The 25213-nt window shown below is 36.2% G+C and carries 27 protein-coding genes; 16 read left to right on the forward strand and 11 right to left on the reverse strand.

The window, feature by feature from the left end; all coding sequences use genetic code 11:
• Positions 1–14 precede the first annotated feature (14 nt).
• Positions 15–1553: a diguanylate cyclase domain-containing protein gene (locus ACORJQ_RS09310; protein ID WP_321323938.1), complete on the forward strand. Its 1539-nt coding sequence runs from the start codon at positions 15–17 to the stop codon at positions 1551–1553.
• 104 nt (positions 1554–1657) lie between these two features.
• The gene (locus ACORJQ_RS09315) at positions 1658–1897 is read left to right on the forward strand and encodes a hypothetical protein (RefSeq protein WP_321323940.1); all 240 of its coding nucleotides are present in this window, start codon (positions 1658–1660) and stop codon (positions 1895–1897) included.
• Positions 1898–1969: 72 nt separating this feature from the next.
• On the opposite strand, the gene ACORJQ_RS09320 is transcribed toward ACORJQ_RS09315, so the two are convergent.
• A complete protein-coding gene (locus ACORJQ_RS09320) occupies positions 1970–2302 on the reverse strand; it encodes a hypothetical protein (RefSeq protein ID WP_321323942.1) in 333 nt (110 codons plus the stop codon).
• 424 nt (positions 2303–2726) lie between these two features.
• Positions 2727–3536 (reverse strand): DUF2189 domain-containing protein, encoded by an 810-nt coding sequence (locus tag ACORJQ_RS09325; protein ID WP_321323944.1) that lies wholly within the window; start codon positions 3534–3536, stop codon positions 2727–2729.
• 286 nt (positions 3537–3822) lie between these two features.
• Here ACORJQ_RS09325 and ylqF point away from each other — a divergent pair, with 286 nt between their 5' ends.
• Positions 3823–4767, forward strand: a complete 945-nt coding sequence (gene ylqF / locus ACORJQ_RS09330; RefSeq protein WP_321323945.1) for a ribosome biogenesis GTPase YlqF — start codon at positions 3823–3825, stop codon at positions 4765–4767.
• Between the two features lie 86 nt (positions 4768–4853).
• A complete protein-coding gene (locus tag ACORJQ_RS09335) occupies positions 4854–5705 on the forward strand; it encodes a 23S rRNA (adenine(2030)-N(6))-methyltransferase RlmJ (protein ID WP_321323948.1) in 852 nt (283 codons plus the stop codon).
• Positions 5706–5788: 83 nt separating this feature from the next.
• Here the strand turns inward: ACORJQ_RS09335 and ACORJQ_RS09340 are convergent, their stop codons facing one another.
• The 7 genes from ACORJQ_RS09340 to ACORJQ_RS09370 form a co-directional block, all read right to left on the reverse strand.
• Complete coding sequence (locus ACORJQ_RS09340; RefSeq protein WP_321323949.1) at positions 5789–6049, reverse strand: hypothetical protein; 261 nt, start codon at positions 6047–6049, stop codon at positions 5789–5791.
• A gap of 128 nt (positions 6050–6177) precedes the next feature.
• A complete protein-coding gene (locus tag ACORJQ_RS09345; protein ID WP_321323951.1) occupies positions 6178–6690 on the reverse strand; it encodes an efflux RND transporter periplasmic adaptor subunit in 513 nt (170 codons plus the stop codon).
• A gap of 100 nt (positions 6691–6790) precedes the next feature.
• Positions 6791–8287 (reverse strand): TolC family protein, encoded by a 1497-nt coding sequence (locus ACORJQ_RS09350; protein WP_321323953.1) that lies wholly within the window; start codon positions 8285–8287, stop codon positions 6791–6793.
• 66 nt (positions 8288–8353) lie between these two features.
• Entirely contained in the window at positions 8354–8887 is a 534-nt protein-coding gene (locus ACORJQ_RS09355; RefSeq protein WP_321323955.1) for a thioredoxin family protein, read from the reverse strand.
• Positions 8888–9009: 122 nt separating this feature from the next.
• Positions 9010–9543 (reverse strand): TlpA disulfide reductase family protein, encoded by a 534-nt coding sequence (locus ACORJQ_RS09360; RefSeq protein WP_321323956.1) that lies wholly within the window; start codon positions 9541–9543, stop codon positions 9010–9012.
• Between the two features lie 77 nt (positions 9544–9620).
• Positions 9621–10328 carry a DnaA regulatory inactivator Hda gene (gene hda / locus ACORJQ_RS09365; protein ID WP_321323957.1) on the reverse strand — a complete coding sequence of 236 codons (708 nt, stop codon included), beginning with the start codon at positions 10326–10328 and terminating at the stop codon, positions 9621–9623.
• An 11-nt stretch (positions 10329–10339) separates the two neighbouring features.
• Positions 10340–11506: a DUF8605 domain-containing protein gene (locus ACORJQ_RS09370; protein ID WP_321323958.1), complete on the reverse strand. Its 1167-nt coding sequence runs from the start codon at positions 11504–11506 to the stop codon at positions 10340–10342.
• A gap of 223 nt (positions 11507–11729) precedes the next feature.
• On the opposite strand from ACORJQ_RS09370, the gene purM reads away from it, so the two are divergent.
• The 6 genes from purM (at position 11730) to ACORJQ_RS09400 (ending at position 16731) form a co-directional block, all read left to right on the forward strand.
• Positions 11730–12779: a phosphoribosylformylglycinamidine cyclo-ligase gene (purM, locus tag ACORJQ_RS09375; protein ID WP_321323959.1), complete on the forward strand. Its 1050-nt coding sequence runs from the start codon at positions 11730–11732 to the stop codon at positions 12777–12779.
• Positions 12780–12946: 167 nt separating this feature from the next.
• Complete coding sequence (gene purN, locus ACORJQ_RS09380; protein WP_321323960.1) at positions 12947–13615, forward strand: phosphoribosylglycinamide formyltransferase; 669 nt, start codon at positions 12947–12949, stop codon at positions 13613–13615.
• 48 nt (positions 13616–13663) lie between these two features.
• A complete protein-coding gene (locus ACORJQ_RS09385; RefSeq protein WP_321323961.1) occupies positions 13664–14467 on the forward strand; it encodes a DUF3108 domain-containing protein in 804 nt (267 codons plus the stop codon).
• Positions 14468–14488: 21 nt separating this feature from the next.
• The gene (gene dcd / locus ACORJQ_RS09390; protein ID WP_321323962.1) at positions 14489–15106 is read left to right on the forward strand and encodes a dCTP deaminase; all 618 of its coding nucleotides are present in this window, start codon (positions 14489–14491) and stop codon (positions 15104–15106) included.
• A 256-nt stretch (positions 15107–15362) separates the two neighbouring features.
• The gene (locus ACORJQ_RS09395; protein ID WP_321323964.1) at positions 15363–15788 is read left to right on the forward strand and encodes a hypothetical protein; all 426 of its coding nucleotides are present in this window, start codon (positions 15363–15365) and stop codon (positions 15786–15788) included.
• Positions 15789–15990: 202 nt separating this feature from the next.
• On the forward strand, positions 15991–16731 hold the full coding sequence (locus ACORJQ_RS09400; protein WP_321323965.1) for a DUF4395 domain-containing protein: 741 nt from the start codon (positions 15991–15993) through the stop codon (positions 16729–16731).
• A gap of 169 nt (positions 16732–16900) precedes the next feature.
• Here ACORJQ_RS09400 and arfB read toward each other — a convergent pair whose 3' ends face one another.
• Both arfB and ilvA read right to left on the reverse strand, forming a co-directional pair.
• Positions 16901–17314, reverse strand: a complete 414-nt coding sequence (arfB, locus tag ACORJQ_RS09405; protein ID WP_321323967.1) for an alternative ribosome rescue aminoacyl-tRNA hydrolase ArfB — start codon at positions 17312–17314, stop codon at positions 16901–16903.
• Between the two features lie 94 nt (positions 17315–17408).
• The gene (gene ilvA / locus ACORJQ_RS09410; RefSeq protein WP_321323968.1) at positions 17409–18938 is read right to left on the reverse strand and encodes a threonine ammonia-lyase, biosynthetic; all 1530 of its coding nucleotides are present in this window, start codon (positions 18936–18938) and stop codon (positions 17409–17411) included.
• A 418-nt stretch (positions 18939–19356) separates the two neighbouring features.
• On the opposite strand from ilvA, the gene ACORJQ_RS09415 reads away from it, so the two are divergent.
• The 6 genes from ACORJQ_RS09415 to ACORJQ_RS09440 all read left to right on the forward strand — a co-directional run bounded on the left by ACORJQ_RS09415 (position 19357) and on the right by ACORJQ_RS09440 (position 25146).
• Positions 19357–21384 (forward strand): TonB-dependent copper receptor, encoded by a 2028-nt coding sequence (locus ACORJQ_RS09415; protein ID WP_321323969.1) that lies wholly within the window; start codon positions 19357–19359, stop codon positions 21382–21384.
• Between the two features lie 125 nt (positions 21385–21509).
• On the forward strand, positions 21510–22112 hold the full coding sequence (locus ACORJQ_RS09420) for an SCO family protein (protein ID WP_321323971.1): 603 nt from the start codon (positions 21510–21512) through the stop codon (positions 22110–22112).
• 203 nt (positions 22113–22315) lie between these two features.
• Entirely contained in the window at positions 22316–22861 is a 546-nt protein-coding gene (locus tag ACORJQ_RS09425) for a copper chaperone PCu(A)C (RefSeq protein WP_321323972.1), read from the forward strand.
• A gap of 62 nt (positions 22862–22923) precedes the next feature.
• Positions 22924–23439: a hypothetical protein gene (locus ACORJQ_RS09430; protein WP_321323975.1), complete on the forward strand. Its 516-nt coding sequence runs from the start codon at positions 22924–22926 to the stop codon at positions 23437–23439.
• Positions 23440–23713: 274 nt separating this feature from the next.
• Positions 23714–24379, forward strand: a complete 666-nt coding sequence (rpiA, locus tag ACORJQ_RS09435) for a ribose-5-phosphate isomerase RpiA (protein WP_321323976.1) — start codon at positions 23714–23716, stop codon at positions 24377–24379.
• 263 nt (positions 24380–24642) lie between these two features.
• Positions 24643–25146, forward strand: a complete 504-nt coding sequence (locus tag ACORJQ_RS09440) for a TlpA family protein disulfide reductase (protein ID WP_321323977.1) — start codon at positions 24643–24645, stop codon at positions 25144–25146.
• Positions 25147–25213 lie beyond the last annotated feature (67 nt).

Below are 25213 nucleotides of genomic sequence, written 5' to 3' on the forward strand. Positions count from 1 at the left end.
CAGTATTACATACAATGACAAATACACTGCTATTCTTAACTCGTCCTCTAGTTATCTTATTACTATGGATTAGTCTCGCTGTATGTCTTTGGTATACCTTATCTCCTCCTTTTCTTATTGATATATCTTTTTTACCTTGGAGTTCAGAACAAGTTCTTATTGTTCTTTTTATCATTCTATTCGCCTTATCGCTACTTAGTACTTTGCAAACCCGAAGCATACAAAAAGTAATTGCATGGCAATCTCAACAAAATAAACAGGCGATTAAGGCACTTAAACAAGCTCACCAAAAAGAAAACTATCGAATTCAAGCCTTAACAGAAAACGAGCAATTTGCCTATTGGGAATGGAATGTAAAAACCAACGAGGTTCAATATTCATCACAATGGAAGAAAATGCTGGGCCTTGAGCAAGATGTACTATTAAATAATCTGCACGACATGCAAAACCGCATACATCCTAAAGATCAAAAAGCGGTACAACAAAAACTTCTTAAAGTCTTGAGTGGTAAAGAGCACTTATTCGAGTGTACTCACCGTATTCAGCATGAAGACGGCCACTACATTTGGGTTCATGATAAAGGTCAAGTTTATTTGAATAATAATGGCGAGATTGAACGTATTTTTGCCATTCGCATAGATGTGAGTGAACAAAAATGGATAGAGAGCGAATTAGAAGTAGACTCCATTATTATTGAACACGCTTTTGAAGGTATTGCCATTACAGGTGATGATCTAAAAATTCAACGATGCAACAATACGCTTTGCCAATCGTTAAACCAAACTCGAGAAGAGTTAAAGGGCTCTAACCTCATTGAGTTAATTAACGGGTTACAAAATGAAGTTGACGACTCCATCATTGCAACTTTTGAGTCAGAAGGAGCTTGGCGTGGAGAATTAACCTTATTTGATGATAATAATGAAATCAGCCTGGCAAGTCGTATTAGCATTCAAAAAATCTTTCATGAGACAACTCAAACAACCCATTACAGCTTTATTCATTCGGACATTACTCACCTGAAAAAGACACAAGCCGCCTTAGATAACCTGGCTAACGTGGATAGCGTAACTGGCTTGGCTAACCGTCATAAACTTTACAATACTTTGGAAAATGTCCTAAATTCTAAGACTGAAATAACCTTGATGTTTTTAGACCTAGATAACTTCAAAAACGTTAACGATACGCTGGGTCATGACATTGGAGATGTATTGCTTAAACAAGTTGGTCAAGAGATTAGTAAACTGATTCCAAACAATTCATTACTCGCTCGTGTAGGTGGGGATGAGTTCGTTTTTTACTATGAACCACATTCTAGTAGTCTGTCGTCAACGGAAATTGCTCAACGTATTACAGATAGACTCAAACAGCCTTTTTATATCAAAGACAATGAAATTAATATTGGATCAAGTATTGGTATTGCCCACTATCCTCAACACTCTTTTGACCGCCACTCACTTCTAAAAGCGTCGGATATGGCCATGTATCAAGCCAAGCGTGCTGGTAAAGGTCAGTTTAGAGAGTTTTCTGAAGAATTAACCGCTGTAAATCAATAACTCGAGCCAATACGAGCCAATACGAGCAAGTTCACAAGGTCTACTAGATTTTCTCATGCTACAATTTGTAATTAAATTTAATGACTAGTTAACTGGATTTTACCGTGGATATTTTTCAAAAAATCTTTCTCTATTTAGGTGCTTTGATTGCAGCCTGTTTTTTAATTGTTGCTTTAGTAGCACTTTCTACCCAAGAAAACGGCCAACTAACCGTTGAAGGCCTTTCGCATTTAGAGGGGCAATTTACCTCTTTTTATGAATTTGCACGTTGGTTTGTATATGTATGGATGATTTCTGCCATTTTCTTATTTGGACGATTTTTATTAAGAATGTTCCGTAAATAAATAGCATCAAACCTGATTGCATAGATAATTCATTTAAAATGAATTTATCTATGCTTACCTGCCCTTAAGTTTTCATCCTGATAAATAATCCATTAGATGGATATAGAGTTTTTCTAACACTTTAATATTATAGAGAGTGGTCTCTTGATCACAGTCTGCGTATGTAAGTGCTTCTTTGTTTAAATACCAAAGTCTTTTACACGTTTGAATGGTTATTCGTAATTCGTATGGAGTTGGGTTTCCTGGTTCTGCCCATTGACCAGGCATCATATCGACTTCTTTGTCTTTGAACTGGCAAACCTGATTATGTGTTTGACCATTTTGATTTGAGATGGTGGCTGAACGAACTGGAATATAAGTTTGTTCAGCACTCATCTTAGGCATTAGATTTGCAACAGTAGCCACAATAGGACTCCTTAATTTAAACACTAAAGATCCCGAAATTGTTTTGTTAGCTATTTACTTATTTATTACCTCACTTCCAGTATAAAAACCTAGTAAAAAAGTAGGAAATTATATTTTTTAATATGTTCATAAATTTATATTATCCTTAACTAACCCTTCTTATTACTGGTCTCTATATAATTTTTGCCTCTTTTTGACATCAATAAGCAAAAACTCAAATCCAAAAAAAAGCCCTAAAAATAAATTTTAGGGCTGTGTTTAAACTTAAATTAATAATTGGTCTTTTGTTTTTATGTAAATCTGTATGGCCGTATTTATTTGGGCGTCATATAACCTTGATTGCTTTTTAAGACCGCAAACAAGACTTTATTTGAAGGCCTTACAGAAAAGAGCTTCTTCTATAAACAATTTATAATTGATGGCTTTAATCATCCACTTCAATCAAGTCATTAAATGCATGCCAGCTTGCGTAACCTAAAAGAGGCATCACAACAATCATAGCCAATCCTAAAGTGACCAAGCCCAAAGTGATTAAGCTTGCAATCAACACTGCCCAAACAGCCATAGTTAATTTATTTTCCATTGCCACTTTAAAGCTCAACACCATGGCAGAAATTACACCAACTTTGTTATCTCTTAACAGTAATGGGATGGTCACTACACTAATTGCAAATACAAATGCAGAGACAAATGCCGCACCAATTAAGAAGTAGACCATAAATGTCATACCTGAATCAGAAGCGATAAAACCCATAACCCCCATATCTGGGTTTACAATTAATAGACTATTCGATTTAACAATAGCCGCAATTAAAGGAGTGATTCGCCCCCAAATTGCGATAACAATACCAAGCACTAATGCAAACAATGCAAACTCAGTGGTATTTTTACGCCAAGCAAACATTGAATGGGACAGATCGGGCTTTTGCCCTTTAGAGAGGTTAATCGAAATGGCATACAGCCCGGTTGCCAAAAATGGCGTTAACATAATGAAAAAGGTGGATAAATTAAATAGCATTAATGGTTCATTTTTAAACACAGCATGCACTGCATAAACTGTGAAAGCCATTAAGACACCATAAAACAAAGAGGCTAATGGTGCATGAGCGATGTCCATCCAACCCTGTTTTAACCATGTACCAATTCTAGCAACACCGACATCTTTTGAAACAATATGTTCGCCGCTTTCAGTGTAATGGTGATGTGTATTTTGTGTACTAATTACTTGAGCCATGACGCCCTCCTATGAAACTAGTTTAAGAATACAAAACCAACCTATTTACTAGGTTATTATCATTAAGACATATCCTAAATTTAATTTCAAACATATTAGTCATTGTTAATAAACGACTTTTTAATAATAGACCATCAAAGCAAACAAAAAAACAATACAAGTTCATTTTGTTACATTGCTGAAATTACATGACATTAAAAACGATTTTATAGTTCTGTCCGTTATAATATGGGCATTCTGAAAACAGATGATTTACTCTCAATTGACGTAAAAAGTAGGTAATAAAATGGCAATTCAATGGTATCCAGGTCACATGCACAAAGCTCAAAAAGAAGTGCGTGAAATATTTAACCAAGTGGATGTTTTTATTGAAGTGCTTGATGCTCGCATTCCTTATAGCAGTCAAAACCCGCTTATTGAAGAAATTCGCCAAGATAAACCTACCATTAAAATCTTAAGCAAAACGGATTTAGCTGATCCTGAAATTACTGAAACTTGGCAACAACATATGGAGCAAGAAAGCACCATTAAAACCTTAGCATTTAATACACAGAATGCCGATAAACGCCAACAGCTACTTAGTCTTATTAAAAAAATGGTGCCAGAAAAAGCCAATAGCGTTAAAACCATTCACGCATTGATTATTGGTATTCCAAATGTGGGTAAATCAACCTTAATCAACAATATTACAGGACGGACCATTGCCAAAACAGGAAACGAACCAGCGGTAACCAAAAATCAACAACGTATTAAATTAGAAGAGAACATTACTCTAATTGATACTCCCGGTATGCTTTGGCCCAATATTGAAAATGAAAACAGTGGTTATCGTCTAGCCATCACAGGTGGAATAAAAGAAACCGCGTTTGAACTCCCAGATATTGCCTCTTATGCAGCAGAATATTTTCTTGAAGCCTATCCACAAGAGATAAAAACACGTTTTAACTTAGAACAATTACCGCATACAGATATGGAACTTCTTGAAGCTATTGGTCGCCAACGTGGTTGCTTACGTTCTGGCGGTATGGTCGATTTAGATAAAGTATCCAGAATTTTAATTATGGAATATCGTGATAATTCTATCGGTAACCTCTCATTAGAAACCCCAGAGATGATAGAACAAGAATTAAAACAAGTGGCCATACAAAGACTCTTAAAAGAAGAGAAAAAACAGGCTCGCGAACAAGCTAAAAAAGAACGTAGAGCACGCTATAAAAAGAACAAACGTTAATCTCTTTGATTTAAGAGAGACTTTTTTGCACCTCACTCATGAAAGTCTCTAAGAGAATAAACGGTTATTATTAAGGTAAAAATTTTATGTTGAGTTATTTACACTCATTTCATGCAGGCAACTTTGCAGATGTTTTAAAACACAGTATTAGTGCACATATTCTTAACTACTTAACAGAAAAACCTAACCCTGTTTTTTATCTCGACACACACTCAGGTACAGGGGCATTTTCTTTAAAAGACAAAGAAGCTCAAAAAACCCAAGAGTATATAAATGGTATTGCTAAACTCTGGAACTTATCAGAGCAAGAGGCAAACAATTTACCAGGCCTGGTAAAAACCTATATTAGTTTAATTAAAACCTTTAATACCACAGAAACCTTAGAAACCTACCCGGGCTCTCCTTGGTTTGCACAACATTTATTACGTGAACAAGATCGTATGAGTCTTTTTGAGCTACACCCAAGAGAGTTTAAGAGTTTGCTGCAAAACATTAGAGGAGATCGCAGAATTAAAGCGTTTCAAAAAGATGGCTTTCACGCATGTATAAGCCAGCTACCGCCAAAAGAACGCCGTGGTTATGTTTTGATGGATCCACCTTATGAGGTTAAACAAGATTATAAAACCGCAACGGACACTTTAATTCAAGCCCATAAGAAGTTTGCAACTGGAACTTACGCACTGTGGTACCCAGTAGTTGACCGCTACCGTATTGATGAAATAGAAAAAGCGTTTATTAAAAGTGGTATTAAAAATATTCAGTTATTTGAATTAGGCATTGAAAAAGACAAAGCACCAGGCATGACATCAAGTGGCATGATTGTCATTAATCCTCCTTGGACCTTAATGAAACAAGCCAAAGAATCTTTACCTCTACTTGCCAAGCAGTTAGCAGGTTCAAGAGGGATTTATCGCTGTGAGCAGTTAGTCCCAGAATAAAACATCAGACATAAAAAAACCCAAACTTAATCGGGCTTTAAAAAATAAAAACGACTATTCCGTTAACTCTATGGTTTTTAAGTCTATTTTGGTTTGAAGCCCAATGCAATACATTCAGACTCAGGCAACCAGCCTAAGCAACTACGTACTTTTAAAGATTGATAGTTTCTTAAAATCGGAAAAACCGTTAACACTCCAAATAAAATTTGATACCAGTGCCAACCAATTGCAGAAGGCTGTTGAGCCCACCACAAATTATTTACACCAAAGTGTTTTGTCTTAAAAATAAGGTGAATAGCCAACTTCCAATATTTAAAACCATATTTTAGACGTGTTTGCAGCATGTTAATCCTTATTCATATAAACGTTAAAGTGACTTTACAATTTACCAGGCCTGGTATGCCCAGGTATGCCCTGTGGCTATAATCCCTTATAAACTTAGAGAAAATTGTTTTATTTTTTTTAAAGTCTTTTATTGTGACTCTAACTCTAACATTGGGGTATTTTCTTTATATACCGTGGTGCCTTTAGGAGCGAGTATTTTAGCAACTTTGCCATCAATTGGTGATTTAACATACACATATTTTGACCAAGCTCGGTGTAATGCCACTGCCGCTTTGGTTTCTTGGTAGTGAGCTTGGGCAATATCATAACGTAACTGAGAAGCATCTAAGGCTCGTTTTGAAGTCACGGTTCTATCATACAAGTCTTTAGCTTGGTTCAACTCAATCTTGGCATCATCTAGCGTTAATTTAGCCATATTTTGTTGTGCTTTAAGCAAACTTAACTTAGCCTGATAACGACTTGAATCAATCTCAAGTAATTTATCACCCGCTTTGACGGTTTGCCCTTCTGTTACATACAGCTTAGTGACTTGACCCGTTACTAAAGCACCAATTTTAACGGCTGCATTCTCTGCATGAGCCATACTGCTTGCCAACAATAATGTCGCAAGCATTAACCCTTGTTTAATCTGTTTAGTCACGTTGGTTTCCTTAATTTTCATCATTATAGGATTACTCTTTTAAATCGGTTATTCAAATTTTGGCATTGCTTCTGATATTGCTCTTAATAAACATTTCAGTTTATTTAGCAACATCCGTTTGAGCTAGTTGATTTTTATCTGGCGTTATAGAGACGGTTTTGCCTTGTAGATAATCTAACTGCAGCCATAGTAAAGCTTGCTTAAATCTCCAGGCCACCATATCGTAATTGGCTTCTGATAAACGAACCATCGCATCCCCTAAATCGGTTGAGCTTTCGTTTTCGTATAAGCCACGACTATAATCTAAATACAAATCTGCATAATCACCAAAAACTTGATGTTGTTTCTTTTCAGCACCTAGAAGTTTCAATTTAAAATAAATATCAGATACTTCAGATCTTAACGTTTGCTCTAACTGCTGAGATTCTGCCTTAACCTTATTTAATTGAGCTTGTACCTTAGCCATAGCAGAGCTTTTTGCACCGCCGTCATACAAAGGTACATCAACTGATAGCGTGGCCATCCAATTGCCTTCTTTGGTTTCAGGGTAGCTAGATAACGGACCAACCCAAGCATCTGCCCTTATTGTTGGCGATGAGGTTTTTTGAGCATTCTGTAAAGCATAAATTTGTGCTTGTTGTGCCTGTTTTAAGGCTTTTAATTGAGGGTTATTTGCCAATACCTGCTTTTGTAAATCTTGCAATTGCACATCTTTAACTGAACGATTATTAAAAGCTTTTAAATCAGGTAATTTTAATTCATCAGGCCGGGTATCAGGCAAACCGATTACGTTAGCTAATTCAATACGTGTCTGCAGTTGCATCTGCTCAGCTTGTTGACGTTTAACCAACGAATTCTGATATTTTTGCTCAGATAAAAGTAAATCTACATCTGATAACTGGCCAATAGCATGTCTATCTTTAACCTTATCATAACTAACATACTCTACCGCCATCGCTTCGTTATCAATACGATATTGAAAGTCTGCTAACAAGACATTTAAATATGCCTTAACAACATTCAATCGCTGTTTGTTTTCCATCAAACTAAGCATTTCAGTTTGTTGGGCTAATTTAGATTGATCTGATTGCAATAAACTGTCAGAACGATCAAAATCGTAAAGAACTTTACCCACATGTAAAGCTAATAAATTGTATGGCTGACTCTCTTCTGCAAATTCCCTTCGCCCTAAACGTCCTTCAATATTGGCTTTCCAAGCATTACCAACTTGATTTCCGTCCAGGCTAGCCTTTGCCAAATCAATATTTGCCATTTGCATATCAATCTCAGGAGATTTATCCGCATAAGTGTTTAGCAGTGTATTTAAATCTAATGGATTTGGTAGGCTTGGTGCAGGTTGTTCTGCCACAGGTTTTGAAGAGGCTTGCTGAGCATTTTCGGTAGAATCCGTTTGGGCTTTCACCACTGAAGAGCAGGTTAAAGAGGCCGTTAAAAAAAGAGTCAAAACAGGCCAAGTTTTTAGTCTATTTTTCTGACGGGTTAATGCCGCAACAGAGGTCGCAGCTACCGAACTATTAAGCCTATGCTGAATTACTCGGCTTAAATCTGGCGGTGTATTAATAAGTTTGTTGATCAATGATATGACCTCATATTGACTGTATAACAAATTAAAGACTAAGAATGTTGTAACAACTGACTTAACTTATTCTCTTTCTGCTTTTTTTCGGGCACGTTTGTAAGCAGTAAATGACTCTTTTTTGTAACTACCATCAATCACATAATCTGCCAACCATTTAAACTCTTGTTTGGTTCTTGTTGGGCCAGTGTATCTAACCATTGGTTTGCCATCTAAACCAAAAATCATCATTACTGGTGTTGCTCTTACACGGTATTTTTTTTCAGCAAGTTCTTGAGCAGTGCCAGTTGTACCATCAAAATCAGTAATTTCATTACTACCCTCAATATCATGCATCAAAGTAATAAAGTTATCTTTATATAACTTAATCACGTCCGGATCTTTCATAAAGGTAGTTTGCATGCGGTGACAAAATGGACAATCATCCATATGAAAGAAGATAAATACCCCTTTTTTACCCTGTTCTTTTGCTGTTTCTAATTCATCTTGATAATTACCAAAGGTTTCATCAAAGAATGCATCATCAGCTGACCAAGCTTGATGACTTATTAACAGCATAAAAGTACTCAATAAAAAAGCCAGCAAAGTTTTTGTATTCATAAAATTTCTTTTCAACATAATGCCCTCTTTGTTTTCAATCTAATGGCTTTAATTAAAAACCAAAGTAAATAATAACCAAATATATCATCAATTTTTATTTTGTTTAATGATAAAAGTTACTACTATTTTTTGTCAGTTTCTTCTTTTTTGTCTTGCATTGAAGTGTAACGTGACATAAAGGTATCTAACATCTTTTGGTCAACCATTCCCACTCTTGCTGCAACAACATCACCTTCTGGCGTTACCATATAAGTGGTAGGTAATCCCTTTAAAGGACCAAATGGAGTGGTTTTACCATCTACTTTTCCTTTAAAACGAACTACAGGATAATTAATCATTTGTGATTCGGCAAAATTTTTCACCTTTTGCGGGTCGTTTGACTCATAGTTCACCCCTAAAACAACCGCATCTTTACCTTTGTGTGCATCTTGAAACATAACTAAATCAGGAATTTCTACCAAACATGGTGGACACCAAGTTGCCCATAAATTAATAATTACCCACTTACCTTTATAGTCTGACAAATGAATCGATTTACCATCTAAATCAACAAATTCAACATCTTGTGATTGCTCTTTAGCATAAGAAGTATTCATACTTACCAAGAAACTCATGGCAATCATAAAAGTTGTAAAGACTATTTTTTTTAAATACATTTTTATTCCTTAATTCATTCTGTCAGACAAAAAGTTATTTGCCATACGATTAATAAGTCGCTTTAACAAATAGCTTGTTACGCCTGTTTTAAAACTTGTTTTACAAACGGTAGGGTTAAACGTCTTTTTTCAACCAAAGTCGCTTGCTCTAATAATTTAAGTACCGCAAGCAACTCTTGTAAATCCGTAGAAAACTGTTTAACCAAAAAATTACCCACTTCACTAGGTAAGTCAAACCCCATTTTTGTACTATGTCTTTTGAGAGCCTCAATCACTTCGGCTTTTTCTTCTAAACCTTGCATATGAATCGGCAAGACATTCATCAGGGCTTTAGCCAATTCTTGGGTGCGAATATCCCAATCGTTAATCGCTTTTTCGCCAGAAAGCACAATCGTATGACCTTGCACGCTTGATTTTGTGATGAGATTTGCCAAGGCAATCTCCCACTTTGCATCCCCTATCAAGTGGTTCATATCATCTAAACACACCAATGGTGTTTGTTCTAAACCATGCAATACGTCGGGTATTAAAGGTAGCCCGACATCACTCATGGGTAAATACACACTGGCTTTCTCTTTTTCAGTTACAAAACGACATGCCGCCTGTAATAAATGAGTTTTACCTACCCCGCCCTTACCGTAAAGATAAAAAGCATTACCACTGTTTTTTAACAATGCGGCCTGTAAACTATTGAGAGCAACCGCCAAAGACTCTTGCTCAGTTACAAAGGTTTGAAAGCATGCATCATCTCTTAAGCCTATTTTTAATGGCATTTGTACAAACATTAACGAACCTTTTATCTATCCGACTGACTAGCAGGCTCGGTTTTATTTTGAAATTGTGGTTTAAAGCTCTGCTCTATCGCGTTGACATCCAGTTCTTGTTTATCCGCAGATAAACTAACAAATTGGATCTTATTCCAACTTTTCAACCAATCAAGAACGCTCTGTAAATCACCCTGGTATTCAATATCAAACTGTGCACCAGCCGCTGACAGACTGATTAAATCGGCACTTCTAATCATCGGCTGCTGAGACTTTAAGTCTTGTTCAAGCTGATTTACTTCATCCGCATACTTTAATTGATTTACGTTGATTAAGATGTGATTTTTACGTATATTTTTAACCGCCGCTAACTTAACATATTGTTGTATGACAGATTCAAACATTTGCTGCATTAATGCTTGGCGATCTTGACCATAATAACTGTCCTTTAATAAGGTTTTACCTGACAAACTAAATAGATACCAAACCAGTTCATACTGGCCTTTTCCTTTAGCAAGCAATTTAAAGCTCAATAAATTTTGTTGAGAATGGCTCAGCAGTGCTTCTTGAATTCTGGCATAGCCATGTTCTGGATCCACTGGATATATCCATCCCGTATTTTCATCTGGAATATAAACAGGTAAACCCAATGTTTTAGGATAGTCTCTAAAATCAACATCCACACGATAGTTTAAAATTTCTGTATTCAGTTTAACTAAACGTCCTTGCTGGACAAAAGAACCCATTACTAAAGTTTTTGGACGCTCAAAAGCAGACCAAAGTTTAATATGATTCTCTTCAAAAGATTTTTTAAGACGAGTCTCATCAAAATTTAATTCAACATTTTGACCAACCGTTACACCATCTTCTTGTCTTGCTTTAAAGTTGTAGCTTGCCAACCAACTATCTGCTTTCTGAATATAGTTTTGGCCGATTTTAGAATTCAACAACCGTTGTTGACCAGTAAGACGCAATAATAAAGTTCTCATGCCTTGTTGAGCTTTTTGAGAGAGCAAACTGTTCGCATTTGAGTTTTTATCACTTGGCGTTTTTACCCCATCCAACTCTTCATCATAAGGTAGCGTAATACTAAAAAAAGCTTGTGGCATCACAGCAGACATAACAGCAGAATTAGCCCAAGAGTTGAGCGACATTGCCAACAAACCTAAAATTACCAATAATTGGTGAAAACTTCTCATATCAGACTCTCAAAATTTCGTTACAATATCATAATATTTTTTCGTAAAGTCAGTATAGACTTTTACCTGACATGGTCAGCTTTTTTCAACGCTTAAACGCAACAATAACGTTAAACCTTGAAAATTACGAAATACTACTGACAAATTACATCAGTATCTAAGTCAGTAACCAAACTCATTTTAAAACCCGCATTTTAAACCGTTAAATGATAGATTCGAGAATATGACAACAAATACACAATCCATTAGTTACAAAGACGCTGGTGTTGATATTGATGCAGGTAATGCATTGGTTGATGCCATCAAACCCATTGCTAAAGCCACAACTCGTCCAGAGGTTCCTGCTTCATTAGGCGGTTTTGGTGCTTTATTTGAATTGGATATGACCAAGTACAAAAATCCAATTTTGGTTTCAGGTACCGATGGCGTTGGCACAAAATTGCGTTTGGCTATCGATAGCGGCAAACATGACAAAGTGGGTATTGATTTAGTTGCAATGTGTGTAAATGACTTAATTGTCCAAGGTGCAGAGCCTTTATTTTTCTTAGACTATTATGCAACAGGTAAATTAGACCTACCTGTAGCCACTGACGTTGTAAAAGGAATTGGTGAAGGTTGCTTACAATCAGGCTGTGCATTAATTGGTGGTGAAACCGCTGAGATGCCTGGTATGTACCCAGATGGTGATTATGATTTAGCTGGTTTCTGTGTAGGTATTGTTGAAAAGTCTGATTTAATTGATGGTTCTAAAGTAAAAGCTGGCGATATTATGCTTGGTTTAGCATCAACAGGTCCTCACTCTAACGGTTACTCTTTAATTCGTAAAATTTTAGAAGTTAGTAATGCTGATTTACAAATGGATATGGATGGTCAACCACTTATTGATGCATTAATGGCTCCTACTAAGATTTATGTTAAATCTTTATTAGAGTTAATGAAATCAGTTGATATTCATGCCGTATCACACATTACTGGTGGTGGTTTATTAGAAAACCTACCACGTGTTATGCCTACCAACACAATGGCTAACATTAATACCAATAGCTGGAATCGTCCTGCGGTATTTGATTGGATTCAAGCTAACGGCAATGTTGAATTTGAAGAGATGCATCGCACATTAAACTGCGGTATTGGTTTAGTTATTGTGGTTGATGAATCTGTTAAAGATCAAGCGATTGAGATTTTAACTAATGCTGGTGAAACCGTTTCAGTTATTGGTCAAATTGAAGCTTCAAAGCAAACCGAACCATCCGTAAAACTGGTTCAAGGTTAATTACATCGTTTAATTCCCTTTCAAACTAAGTTTGAGGGGGAATTAATTCAGGTTAATTTTTAAAAGAAACAACAATAATTGTTTTAAAGACTCTTTTAAAAATTATCTTTCCACAAAAGCTCATCACTGTTTTTATTCAAGCCTCACAAGAAAATCAGCCAATCAATATGCTATCAACCAAGACTAAAACCCCTAAAAAAATCGCTGTACTTATCTCAGGCAATGGCTCTAACTTGCAGGCTATTATTGATCACCAAAAATCTCACTCAGATTTATATGAAATAGCCCTGGTTATCTCTAACCGTCCGAATGCTTATGGCATTACCCGAGCTCAAAATGCCAATATCCAAACTTTAGTGGTTGACCATAAACTGTACGACACACGTGACTCTTTTGATGCCGTTTTGCAAAAAGCTCTTGATGAAGTTGAGATTGATTTAGTGGTGCTAGCAGGCTTTATGCGTATTTTGACCACTGAATTTACCAAACATTATTTAGGCAAAATGCTTAATATCCATCCATCCCTTCTTCCTAAATACACGGGGTTAAATACACACCAACGTGCTCTTGAGGCAGGCGATTCTAAACACGGTCTTAGTGTTCATTTTGTAACAGCTGAACTTGATGGTGGGCCAGTTATTTTGCAAGCCGAAGTGAATATTAACGCTGAGGATACCGAAGAAACTCTTGCTAATAAAGTCCACACCTTAGAACATATTGCGTACCCGCAAGTAGTTGAATGGTTTGTTTCTGGTAAACTGGAATTAAAAAACAACCAGGCCTGGTTAAATCAAAGCTGTATTCACACTCCGCTATTGTTAAATACACTGAATTAACGCATGCTGTAAATATTACTCGCTTTGCTTGTTAAATGGAGACACTCTATGTTGGCAAAAGAAAATAATATAATTTACCCAAAGAGCTTAGCTAAAAACAGCCTTTTGCTAGACCGCTCAAATAAAGTTTGTCAAAGCTTAGTGGGCTTTATCATGTTATTTCTGAGTTTATTTATTTCTCTACCGGCATATTCTGTTGAGCTACCAAACTTTAAAGCGGTATTTGATGTGGAAGCGATAGGCATTACTCTTGGACAAGCCAAACAAAGTTTTATTTGCCAACAACAAAAGTGCACATTAAAAAGTGATGCTAAGCCATCAGGTTTAGCAGCTGCATTTTTTAAAGACTCATCTCATGAAACGGTTCAGCTTCTTCAAAACGACAATCAACTAAATTGGTTAAGCTACCACAAGCTGGGTATCAGCTATAAAGGTGATAAAGCCAAAGAAAAACACCTCAATCTCACCTATAACGCTAAAACAGACATGGTTGATTACCCACAAAAAAAACGTGAATGGCCAATGAGAGAAAATCTATTTGATAGTGTCTCGATTGCTTATGCCATTCAGCACGCTATATTAAACAAACAACCAATTGACAACTTCACACTTCAAGATAGCAATTTTCAAGATAAGCTTATCCATAAAGCCACTGATAAGCACAATTTTGTTGATTTAGACTTTGCTGATGACAGTTTAGATGCGGTTAAATACAGCTTTACTAGCAACCATGTAAATATTGAGTTGTGGTTATTACCAAAATATAATTATTTTCCAGGTAAAATACGCATAGTTAATAAAGAAGAAAAAACCATAACACTCTCTTTAGCAGAGCCACCCAACTTTTTGTAAAAAAACATTGAAAACAACCATATGAAACTAAGTGATAGAGACATCATCCAACATCTTAAGATTGGTAAAATCGTCATAAGCCCAGAACCAGGCCCTGAAAAAATCAAAGGCATCAGTGTTGATTTACGTTTAGACAATCGTTTTAGAGTCTTTAATGACCACACCGCACCTTACATTGATCTAAGTGGTCCAAAAGACGAAGTTCAAAAAATCATGGATACCGTAATGGGTGATGAAATTTTAATCGCTGAAGATCAAGCGTTCTTTTTACACCCTGGTGAACTCGCTCTTGCAGCGACTTTTGAATCTATAACCATTCCTGACGATTTAGTTGGCTGGCTTGATGGTCGTTCAAGTTTAGCTCGACTTGGCTTGATGGTTCACGTTACCGCTCACCGAATTGATCCAGGCTGGCATGGCCAGATTGTTTTAGAAATATTTAACAGTGGTAAATTACCTTTAGCCCTTAGACCAGGCATGGATATTTGTGCCATCAACTTTGAAACACTCTCAAGTGCCGCATCAAAACCATACAATAAACGTGCCGATGCCAAATACAAAAACCAAACAGGACCAACTTCAAGCCGTATTAATGAAGATCAAAAGCTTAATGAACGCCAATTAGACTTACTTAATTAAAGTTTACTTAACTTTTACTTAACATATATTTACACCGCTTAGTTTTTGCACGCCCTGCACTCACCTTGGGTAAAGACTAATCATCAATACTCTGCAATATTCTCATTGTCATAATGATTTAAGAGTTATATTGAAAATCTAGTTCTATAATTAGAGCTAGATAAATGCAGTATTGTTTGTGCATCTTATCATTCTTAACCCAAACCAAATTCTTATCTTTTTGAGTTTTAACTCTATATTCTGAGACCTCTAAATCATGAAAACCATACTTAAAAAAAACATATTAAAAGCATCTCTTTTCTTACTTATTAGCTTTGGCATGACAACACCTTCTTATGCTGAAAACATGAGTGGTTTAGATACTCCAAATATGAGAGACATGATTGCTCAGATGAACAAAATGCAAGAGTGTTTAATGCAGGTAGATGAAAACGAATTACTAAACTACCAATCAGAAAGCAACCAACTTGAAAACGAACTGAATACACTTTGCAAACAAGGTAAACGTGAAGAAGCTCAAAGCAAAGCGGTAGCTTTTGGTAAGAAAATAACTAACTCAAAAGCGTTTAAAACCATTCAATCTTGCACGAAGGATATGGAAAAAAACCAATTTATGCCTAGCCCTCCAAGTTTTGATGAGTTAGAAAAATACAACATTTGTGATCAGCTTAATAAACAATAATGGCATCTTAGTAGCCCTCACCCTTTACATAGGCGTATAGGCGGCTCACAACATATTAGATAAAACTAATTTGCTTTAGTATTAAATATACTGAATTGACCCTAGATGAAATAATCTGGATACTCTAAGGTCTCTTAATGAAAGGCCCTTTTTTTAAATTATTTAGGCCAATTTGTCACTGAAGTTAGATAAGGAGCAAAGTATGCTCGATGTGTTTAAAAATTTATGGTTTCGAGATGTAAAGGAGCAAACCCTTTTTATCAATGATGTTGCCGTTCGTATTCGTGCAGGGATCCTACTCTTAATTCCAATCTTTATGGGGATAACACTTTTTGATGCGGTTTTTGGTAGCCATTGGGTTGTAGATGGAAACACAGCCGTAGATACTTACGATACAAACTGGGATGACCAAATCATCTACCAAGTAGAAGCAACAAGACGTGTCTATGACTGGACTCTTCAAACAGGTGTGCTTTTTTATGGATTGTTTGAAATGATTGCAGGTATGTTTGTCATCACCTCAAGACTTTCACCAACCGTTTATATTTCTGCTTTTTTAGCCCGTAAGGTTCCACCTGTTTGGAAACCTCTTGTTCCAAAACGTTTTGCTTGGACTTTAGGCTCTTCGTTTATTTTGGTATGTTTAGTATTCTTTAATCCAAGCACCGTTGCAGGATGGGTCAATGCGATTGCTGGTTCTACTTTATTACCAGAAACTTACAACTTCTTGCCTTACTGGATTCCATTAACACTGGTATGGGTTTGTTTTGGTTTTATGTGGCTTGAAGCAACGCTTGGTTTTTGCGTAGGCTGTAAAATTCACTCTTTACTCGTTATGCTTGGTATTCTTAAAGAAGAGTGCGTAGAGTGTAACAATATAGATTGGGATGAAATCGCCCGCAAACATAAAGAGAAACAGTTAGCAGAAAACCCTGCAAACTAATTCATCATCCATTTTATGTTTTTTACAGGCCTGGTATTACCAGGCCTGTTTATTTATAAAACAAATTTCTAATATTAGTTCTAATATTGGTTCTCTAATATTAATAAAGTAAAAGTAATTACCACTGTCAAATTTGGCAATACCAAGCACACTCTTTACATCTACTCTATTAATAATCCAACTTACCACGCAATGATTTAATCTGACTACGTTTAGACTTACCTTCTAAACGCCTTTTTTGGGAACCTTTTGTTGGTTTTGTAGCAACTCTCACCTTCTCCACGACCGTTACTGATTTAACCAACTCAATTAATCGTTGAATCGCATCTTCTCTATTTTTTTCTTGGGTACGAAACTTTTGAGCTTTAATAATCAGCACCCCTTCTTTACTGATTCGTTTATCTCGTAAAGCAAGCAGTTTAGACTTATAAATTTCTGGGAGTGTAGAGGCATTAATATCAAACCGTAAGTGTATTGCTGAAGCGACCTTATTCACATTTTGACCACCCGCACCCTGTGAACGAATCGCGATTAATTCAACTTCATCATCAGGTATCGATACATACTTAGAAATACAAATCATAAAAAATCACCTAATAGGCGTGTAATTAAATAATAAAAAACCATGACTAGCATGGTTTCTAATTAACAAACAATTAATAGTAACTAAGGTTACTTTAGTCATTTTTAGGGCGTAAAAACAACTGATATCCAGGATTTTCTTGCTCATTAACAAAAGGATAACCCAAACTTTCTAAATAAGCCTCAAAGTCTGCATGTTGTTCTGGGGGCACTTGAACACCAACCAAAACACGGCCATAGGCTGCACCATGATTACGGTAATGAAACAGGCTGATATTCCACTCTTCACTCATGTGAATTAAAAAGTTTAATAATGCACCAGGACGTTCTGGAAATTGAAAACGATACAACAACTCATTCTGTACGCCGTTAGCATGGCCACCTACCATATACCGTAAATGCAACTTAGCCATTTCATTATCAGTCATATCCTGAACAGGATAGTTTGCATTTTTTAGCTCTGACAAAATAGCTTCTTTTTCAGCAATTCCACCTTCAGTTCGTACACCTACAAAAACAACCGCATGATTTTCATCTGAAAAACGATAATTAAATTCTGTAATTGAACGGCGTTTACCTAACAATTCACAAAACTGTTTAAAACTACCTGGCGTCTCATCGATAGTAACCGCATAAATTGCTTCACGTTTTTCACCTAATTCCGTTCTTTCAGAAATATGGCGTAAACGATCAAAATTCATATTGGCACCACTCACTGTGGCCGCCATATTCAGTCCAGATATTTGGTATTTCTCAACAAACTTTTTGACCCCTGCTACAGCTAAAGCCCCTGCGGGTTCAGCAATTGCTCGAGTATCTTCAAAAATATCTTTTACCGCTGCAGATATTTCATCCGTTGTAACGGTAATCATTTCATCCACACAGGTTGTAGCAATTCTAAAAGGAATCTCCCCTACTTGGGCAACGGCTACACCATCAGCAAAAATTCCAACCTCATCTAAAACTACTCTGCTGTTGGCTTTTAAAGCTTCAGTCATACATGCCGCATCTTCTGGTTCAACTCCAATCACTCTGGTTTTAGGAGAAACCTGTTTAATGACAGAAGCAATACCCGCAATCAAACCACCACCACCAACACAAACAAAAATCACATCAAACGGTTTGCTTTTTTGACGTATCATCTCAAGAGCTACAGTAGCTTGACCGGCAATAACATCTAAATCGTCATAAGGATGAATATAGGTTAACTTTTGTTCCTCAACCAACTTCTTTGCATACGCTGAAGCCTGGTCATAAGAATCGCCAATTAACACCACATTGCCGCCCATGTCTTTAACTGCATTTACCTTAATAGGAGGTGTGGTTTCAGGCATTACAATCGTGGCTTTAACACCAAGTTTACCGGCTGCCAAAGCAACACCTTGAGCATGATTTCCTGCTGATGCAGCAATAACACCAGCTTTTTTCTCTTCATCACTTAATTGCACCATGCGATTATAAGCACCGCGTAATTTAAATGAAAAAACAGGCTGTAAGTCTTCTCGCTTTAACCAAATATTATTTTGTAGTCTTTTTGATAATAATGGAGCAAGTTCCAGAGGGGTTTCTCTAGCAACATCATAAATAGGAGCCATTAAGGCTCTTTTGAGAATTTCTTCTGGCATTTATATTCCTAAAAATAAGCAGTATTTATTCAGAGTTTAAATCAAAACAGAACCACTGCAATGCAATGTTTAAAATTTAATTTATTATAGCATTCAGGCAGAGCAATAACTTATGCATATAGAGGCTTATTTATAATTGTTTAACCATTTATTCTGGTGAATTTTATTTAGATCAGCTGTAACTAATAAACATGTTAAATATTCACTAATTAATTCTCTAAATACTCCATCAAAAATAATTTTAATCACCTATTTATCGTTTTCTTAACCCTTATCAACAATCAAAACTTACTCAATAGTATACTCATCACCTGTTAAGCTTTGAGCCTTATACTCATCACTTTCTTAAAAGTGTTTTACTTGCTCAATACTTACAATACACCGCAATTCAATTAATAATATTTACGTAGAGGTAGAGATGTTTTCATACAAAAAAATCAATATTGCGATACTTACAGCTTGCTTAGCACCAGGCTATGCTTTTGCAACAGATTTAGATCCAATTGAGGTTTCTACAACAAAAGAACAAACGCAACAAACCACAGTAGAAGCATCTGCATTATTGGATACCGGAAACTCAGAAACAGGTACAACTTTACGTCAAATACCAGGTGTTGACGCTTCTCGCATGGGAGGTCACGGTGTAGATCTAGTGATTCGTGGACAAAGTGCTTCACAGTTAAACGTACTGATTGATGGTGCTAAAATTGAAGGTGGTTGCCCTAACCGCATGGATCCACCAACTGCTTATGCAGAAATGAGTAGCTTTGATGAAGTTACTGTTATTAAAGGTGTTAAATCAGTTACTTACGGTTCAGGAGGTACAGGTGGTACTGTTCTTTTTGAACGTAATGCACCAACCTTTGAAGAAGGTAAACCTTATAACGGTGAAATTAATTTAGGCACAACAAGTAATGGTTTAACTAAAGATATGAACGCCACCGTTTCTGCAGGTGGTAATAAAGGTTACATTGTTCTACAAGGCTCAAAAAAATCAGCTGATAACTATAAAGATGGTGATAACAATACTGTTAAATCAAGCTATGAAAGCCAGCAAGGCCACGTAGATTTAGGTTGGACTCCTAATGAAAACAATGAACTTCGTTTCTCTTATGAAAACACCTTAGTTGAAGACGCTCTATTTGCTGGTGCATCAATGGATTCACCAAAATCCGATGGTACAACCACACGTTTAAACTATAAAGGCTCCAACCTTTCTGAAAACATTCAAAATATTGAAGTTAATCTCTACAACTCAGAAGTTGACCATGTTATGGATAACTACACCTTAAGAGATAATACGACTGGTAAGTTGTCTGTAAACAAGACCAATGTTAAAACACAGGGCGCAAAAATAAAAGCGACGAGTATGTTCGGACATACTAAACTGGATTACGGTGTGCAGTTTGAAGGCGTTGAGAAAATGTCTACATTATCAAATGCCCAAAATGATAAAAGCATGTGGTTTATGTGGCCTGATGTTAAAACAGAAACTAAGAGTATCTTTGCTGAATCTACCTCATTCTTTAAAGACAACCAAAAGGTTATTTTAGGTCTTCGTTACGATGCTGTTGAATCAAAAGCCAATAAAGCCAATACTGCAACAGATACTGGAAACCTAGCAACTAACTTATACTCTTCAACTTACGCAACTACATATAACGGTGAAACAAAGAACGATGATGCTAATTTAAATGGCTTAATTCGTTATGAACGTACTTACGATAATAATTTAAATGTGTTCACAGCTTTAAGCCGAACTCACCGTTATCCTGATGCAACTGAATTGTATATAGTTAAAGGTGGCACTGGAGCATGGGTAGGTAATCCAAACCTAAAACCAGAGCAACACAACCAGTTTGATATTGGTGTCTCACAAGATTTTAAAGATTCAAACTGGTCATTATCGGCATACTATGATGTTGTTAATGATTATATTTTGCGTGACTCTAGTAACAATCAAGCATCTATTACACCTGCAAATAGAACCGTTTACTTAAATAAAGATGCAACATTATTCGGTATTGAAGCATCTGGTAGTGTTAAAGCGACAAAACACATCACTGTTGGTGGTAATGCAAGCTTAGCTAATGGAACCAATGAAACCGATCATCGCAACCTAAGCAATATTGCACCGCTTTCGGGTAGTGTTTTTGCAGATTACTCAGCTTCTAACTGGAACGTAGGTTCACGCTTTAACTTTGCAACAAACCAAGATTCAGTCAATAGTGAGTTTAATGAACTAGCTACTCCTGGTTGGAATACGGTTGATGTATTTGGTCATTATAAAATTAATAAAATGTTTAAACTTTCTGCCGGAGTTGATAATTTATTTGACCACGCCTATTACACATATATGAACCGCACAGACGTTACGTCTGGTAATACTTATAAAGTCTATGAACCTGGCCGTGTTATTTGGGCTAAGTTAAACGCTAAATTTTAATACTTAATTACTTTTTAGCAAAAAATATCTTTATACAATAAAGCCATTCATTGCCAAAATGAATGGCTTTATTGTCTTTAAAGAAGTAAAAAATTAACCTTTTATAACAAAATAAAGAGATTTCAATGAATACAAAAGTCGTATTATTTATCGTTGCTTTAAGTATTGTTCTAGGAACTATTTGGGTTGCTCAACCTTTTAAACAACCGCAAAACAATCATGCAAAAATTATCTCTGATGAAAAACCTAAAGGTGGTGATTTTACCTTGAAAGGCATTAACGGCAATATCAAGTTAAGTGATTTTAAAGGCAAACTTGTATTACTTTATTTTGGTTACACTTTTTGCCCTGACATCTGCCCAACCAACTTAGGTAACATTTCTGTTGCTTATCATCAACTTACTCAAAAACAAAAAGACGGTTTACAAATTATTTTTGTCTCAGTTGATCCTGAACGTGATACCCCAAAACGTTTACAGCAGTACGTAAACTATTTTGATGCCAATATGATTGGATTAACCAGTGATCCCGCCACAATTGCGAAAGTGGCAAAAAAATATGGCGTTGTATACGCTAAGGTAGATGATCCAAATAACGGTACTAACTATGCCGTTGACCACTCAGCCTTTACTTATGTAGTAGATCCAAATGGCAAACTGCAAAAACAACTTCCTCATGCCACTTCACCGGATGTGTTTGTAAAAACCGTTCAAGAATATGAAAAATAAATAACAATGAGAGCGTTGCACGAGATCACAAACAAATAAAAATGGCTAAAATTTAACTGCTTTTTGTTCTAAAACTTGTTAATAGCTAGCTATTAACTGCGTTTCAGGCCTCAATCAGTAAAAATTTTTACCCTCAAGGGGTACTTACGTCAATTTTTCTTTCGTCCATGACTCATGCAAAGCTCTCAAAAAAGGAATACACCATGAAAAAAACACTTAGTATTTTATCTTTAAGCATTATCACCTCTCTAACCAGCTTAGCGGCATTTGCCAATGAAGCTGAAGAAGCAACCATTTCTGCCCCCTTTGCTCGCGAAGTTCCTCCTGGAGCTCCTGCAAGTGCAAGCTTTATGACCATTGAGAATAAATCTAATAAACCTTTAAAAATCATTTCAGCAGAATCAGGTGTAGCAAAAACCGTTGAACTACACACTCATACAAACGATAACGGTGTCATGCGTATGCGTAAGATTCCATTTATTGAGGTGCCAGCAGACGGAAAAACTGAACTAAAACCTGGCGGCTTGCACATTATGTTAATTGGCCCACACCAACCTTTAAAAATGGGACAAACAGTTAACGTTAAACTTAACTTTGAAGACGGTAGCTCCAAAACGGTGTCAATGCCGGTTAAATCAATTAAAGGCATGATGATGAATCATAAAATGCCTATGCCGAAACAGAATATGAATCAGGAAGAGCATAATCATGAACATATGATGGAGCATTCACAAGAGCATATGCATTAATTAATTTTTTCCTGGTAGAATCTACCACCAATTAAATTTTATTAGCAAAATAGAAGAACGTTATGAGAACAAATATAAAACAAGCCTCTATGGCAATCGGGTTAATGGTTGTATCGTCAATGGCTACTTATGCTCATGCTCAGACGGATGCCGCAAAAAAAGTTTTAGAACGTGATGGTTCCTTATCAAAAGTACCCACGCTTGATTTGTGTGTTGAATATTCAACATTAACTACTGACGAAGATCGTGCTAAACACATGAAAGAGTTAGACTTGCGCTCACAACTTAGTGAAAAAGATCATAAGTTAATTGACCAACACAAAGTAGAAACCAGTATGACAATGTGCGGCATGTATATGTCTCGCGGCAAACCAATAGCTGAAAAATCTCGTCAAATTGCTCCAATGACATTTAAATCAGTTCATGTTTATCCAGATATGTACTATGTTACTCAGTCTGGTGTAGTGGTTGAAATGTACCCACGAGAAAAAGGTTCTGTACCACCGGCACTGATCCCTAAAGTACCAAAGGTTCAAGAGTCGCCAACGCTTAAAGAAGCCAAGCCTTTAAAAGAGTAATTAAGCCAAATTTGTTGCTCATTTAAGGCTTCTCAAAATGAATCAACAACATTCAATTTAGCTTTGAAAATAACCAGTTCTGAATTACCAGGCCTGGTTATTTTTTTAACCTTCAGAAAAAACTCATTCCCAGCTAATTTAACAAACTTTATAGCAATTCAAACTCCTGCCTAATCTTAAACAATCCGTAATATCCCCTATACATTACCTCAACAATTGATTAGAATTGTCGGTTACAAAAAATAAAACAATAACTATTTAGAAGAGGTCTCTCATGACACAAGATGAACTAAAACAAAAAGTGGCTCAAGCAGCAATTGAATACGTTGTTCCAGATACCATTATTGGTGTAGGTACAGGTTCAACAGCCAACTTTTTTATTGACGAGCTTGCAAAAATCAAAGGGACTATTGAAGGTGCAGTAGCCAGCTCTGAAGCAACCGCAGAACGTCTTAAAGGTCACGGAATTCCTGTTTTTGATTTAAACAGTGTTGCTGAAATGTCAGTTTATATTGATGGTGCTGATGAAGCTGATCCAGGTCTTCACCTTGTAAAAGGTGGTGGTGGTGCTTTAACTCGTGAAAAGATTGTATTAGCAGTAGCCAAAAAGTTTATTTGTATTGCCGATGACAGCAAAAAAGTAGATGTTTTAGGTAAGTTTCCGCTACCTGTTGAAGTGATTCCAATGGCACGTAGCTATGTTGCTCGTGAAATTGTTAAGCGTTTTAGAGGTGAACCTGTTTTACGTGATGGTTTTATAACAGATAACGGTAATGTAATTTTAGACATTCATGGTTTAGAAATTGTTGACCCTGTTGCAATGGAAAATGAATTGAACAGCATTGTAGGTGTGGTAACAAACGGATTGTTTGCAGCTCGTAAAGCGGATATTTTCTTATGCGGAACAGCAAACGGCGTAGAAACTATTACTGAAGAATAATGAAAAAAGTCTGACAATGAAAGTTAACTAGTTGCCATTTACCTGCAACGACGTAATATTCTAAGCAGACTAAGAAAACCAGAAAAGGGTCATTTTTAAGATGACCTTTTTTTATGCCTGAGCAATAACTATTTTAATAATCGTTTATTATAACTATTAGCCTTTGCTCTATTTGTACTCAAACCATTAGTACAAATATAATAGTCTCATTATTACAACGCATTAAGTAAACATTAACTAATAACGTACACCTCGAGAAGAATATGGAAAATATCGGTAGTAAAATTTTTGGACTTTTTGTTGTAGGTTTACTTTCTACCCTACTTTATCTCACTGTGTTTTCTGATGGATTAGGCAACGCACCTGACGTAACCGTTACCAGTAAAGAAGGCCAAACCATTCAATTAAGCAAACCTATGAAACCCATTTTAGTGAACTTTTGGGCCACTTCTTGTCCTGGTTGCATTAAAGAGATGCCTGACCTTGCTAAAATGAAAAAGACATTAGGTGATCGTTTTGAACTGGTTGCCGTATCAATGGATTATGATCCTGCTAAACAAGTAGAAAAGTTTATTAAAGCCAACCCATACCCATTTACATTTGTAATGGATACGGATGGCAAACTGGCTAAAGCATTTGGTGATGTTTTACTCACACCAACAAGCTTTTTAATTGCTCCAAATGGCAAAATTGTTTATCAGCAAGTAGGCGAATTACAATTTGACAAAGTGACCGAACGCATCAAACAAATGAGCCCACAACTTTAATCTAAAGCCCTTTCCTCCTTACTCAAAACATAATGAGTAAGGAGTACCTATCTTTTCTCAACAGAAA

It is taken from the genome of Thiomicrorhabdus sp. (assembly GCF_963662555.1).
Lineage (GTDB): Bacteria > Pseudomonadota > Gammaproteobacteria > Thiomicrospirales > Thiomicrospiraceae > Thiomicrorhabdus.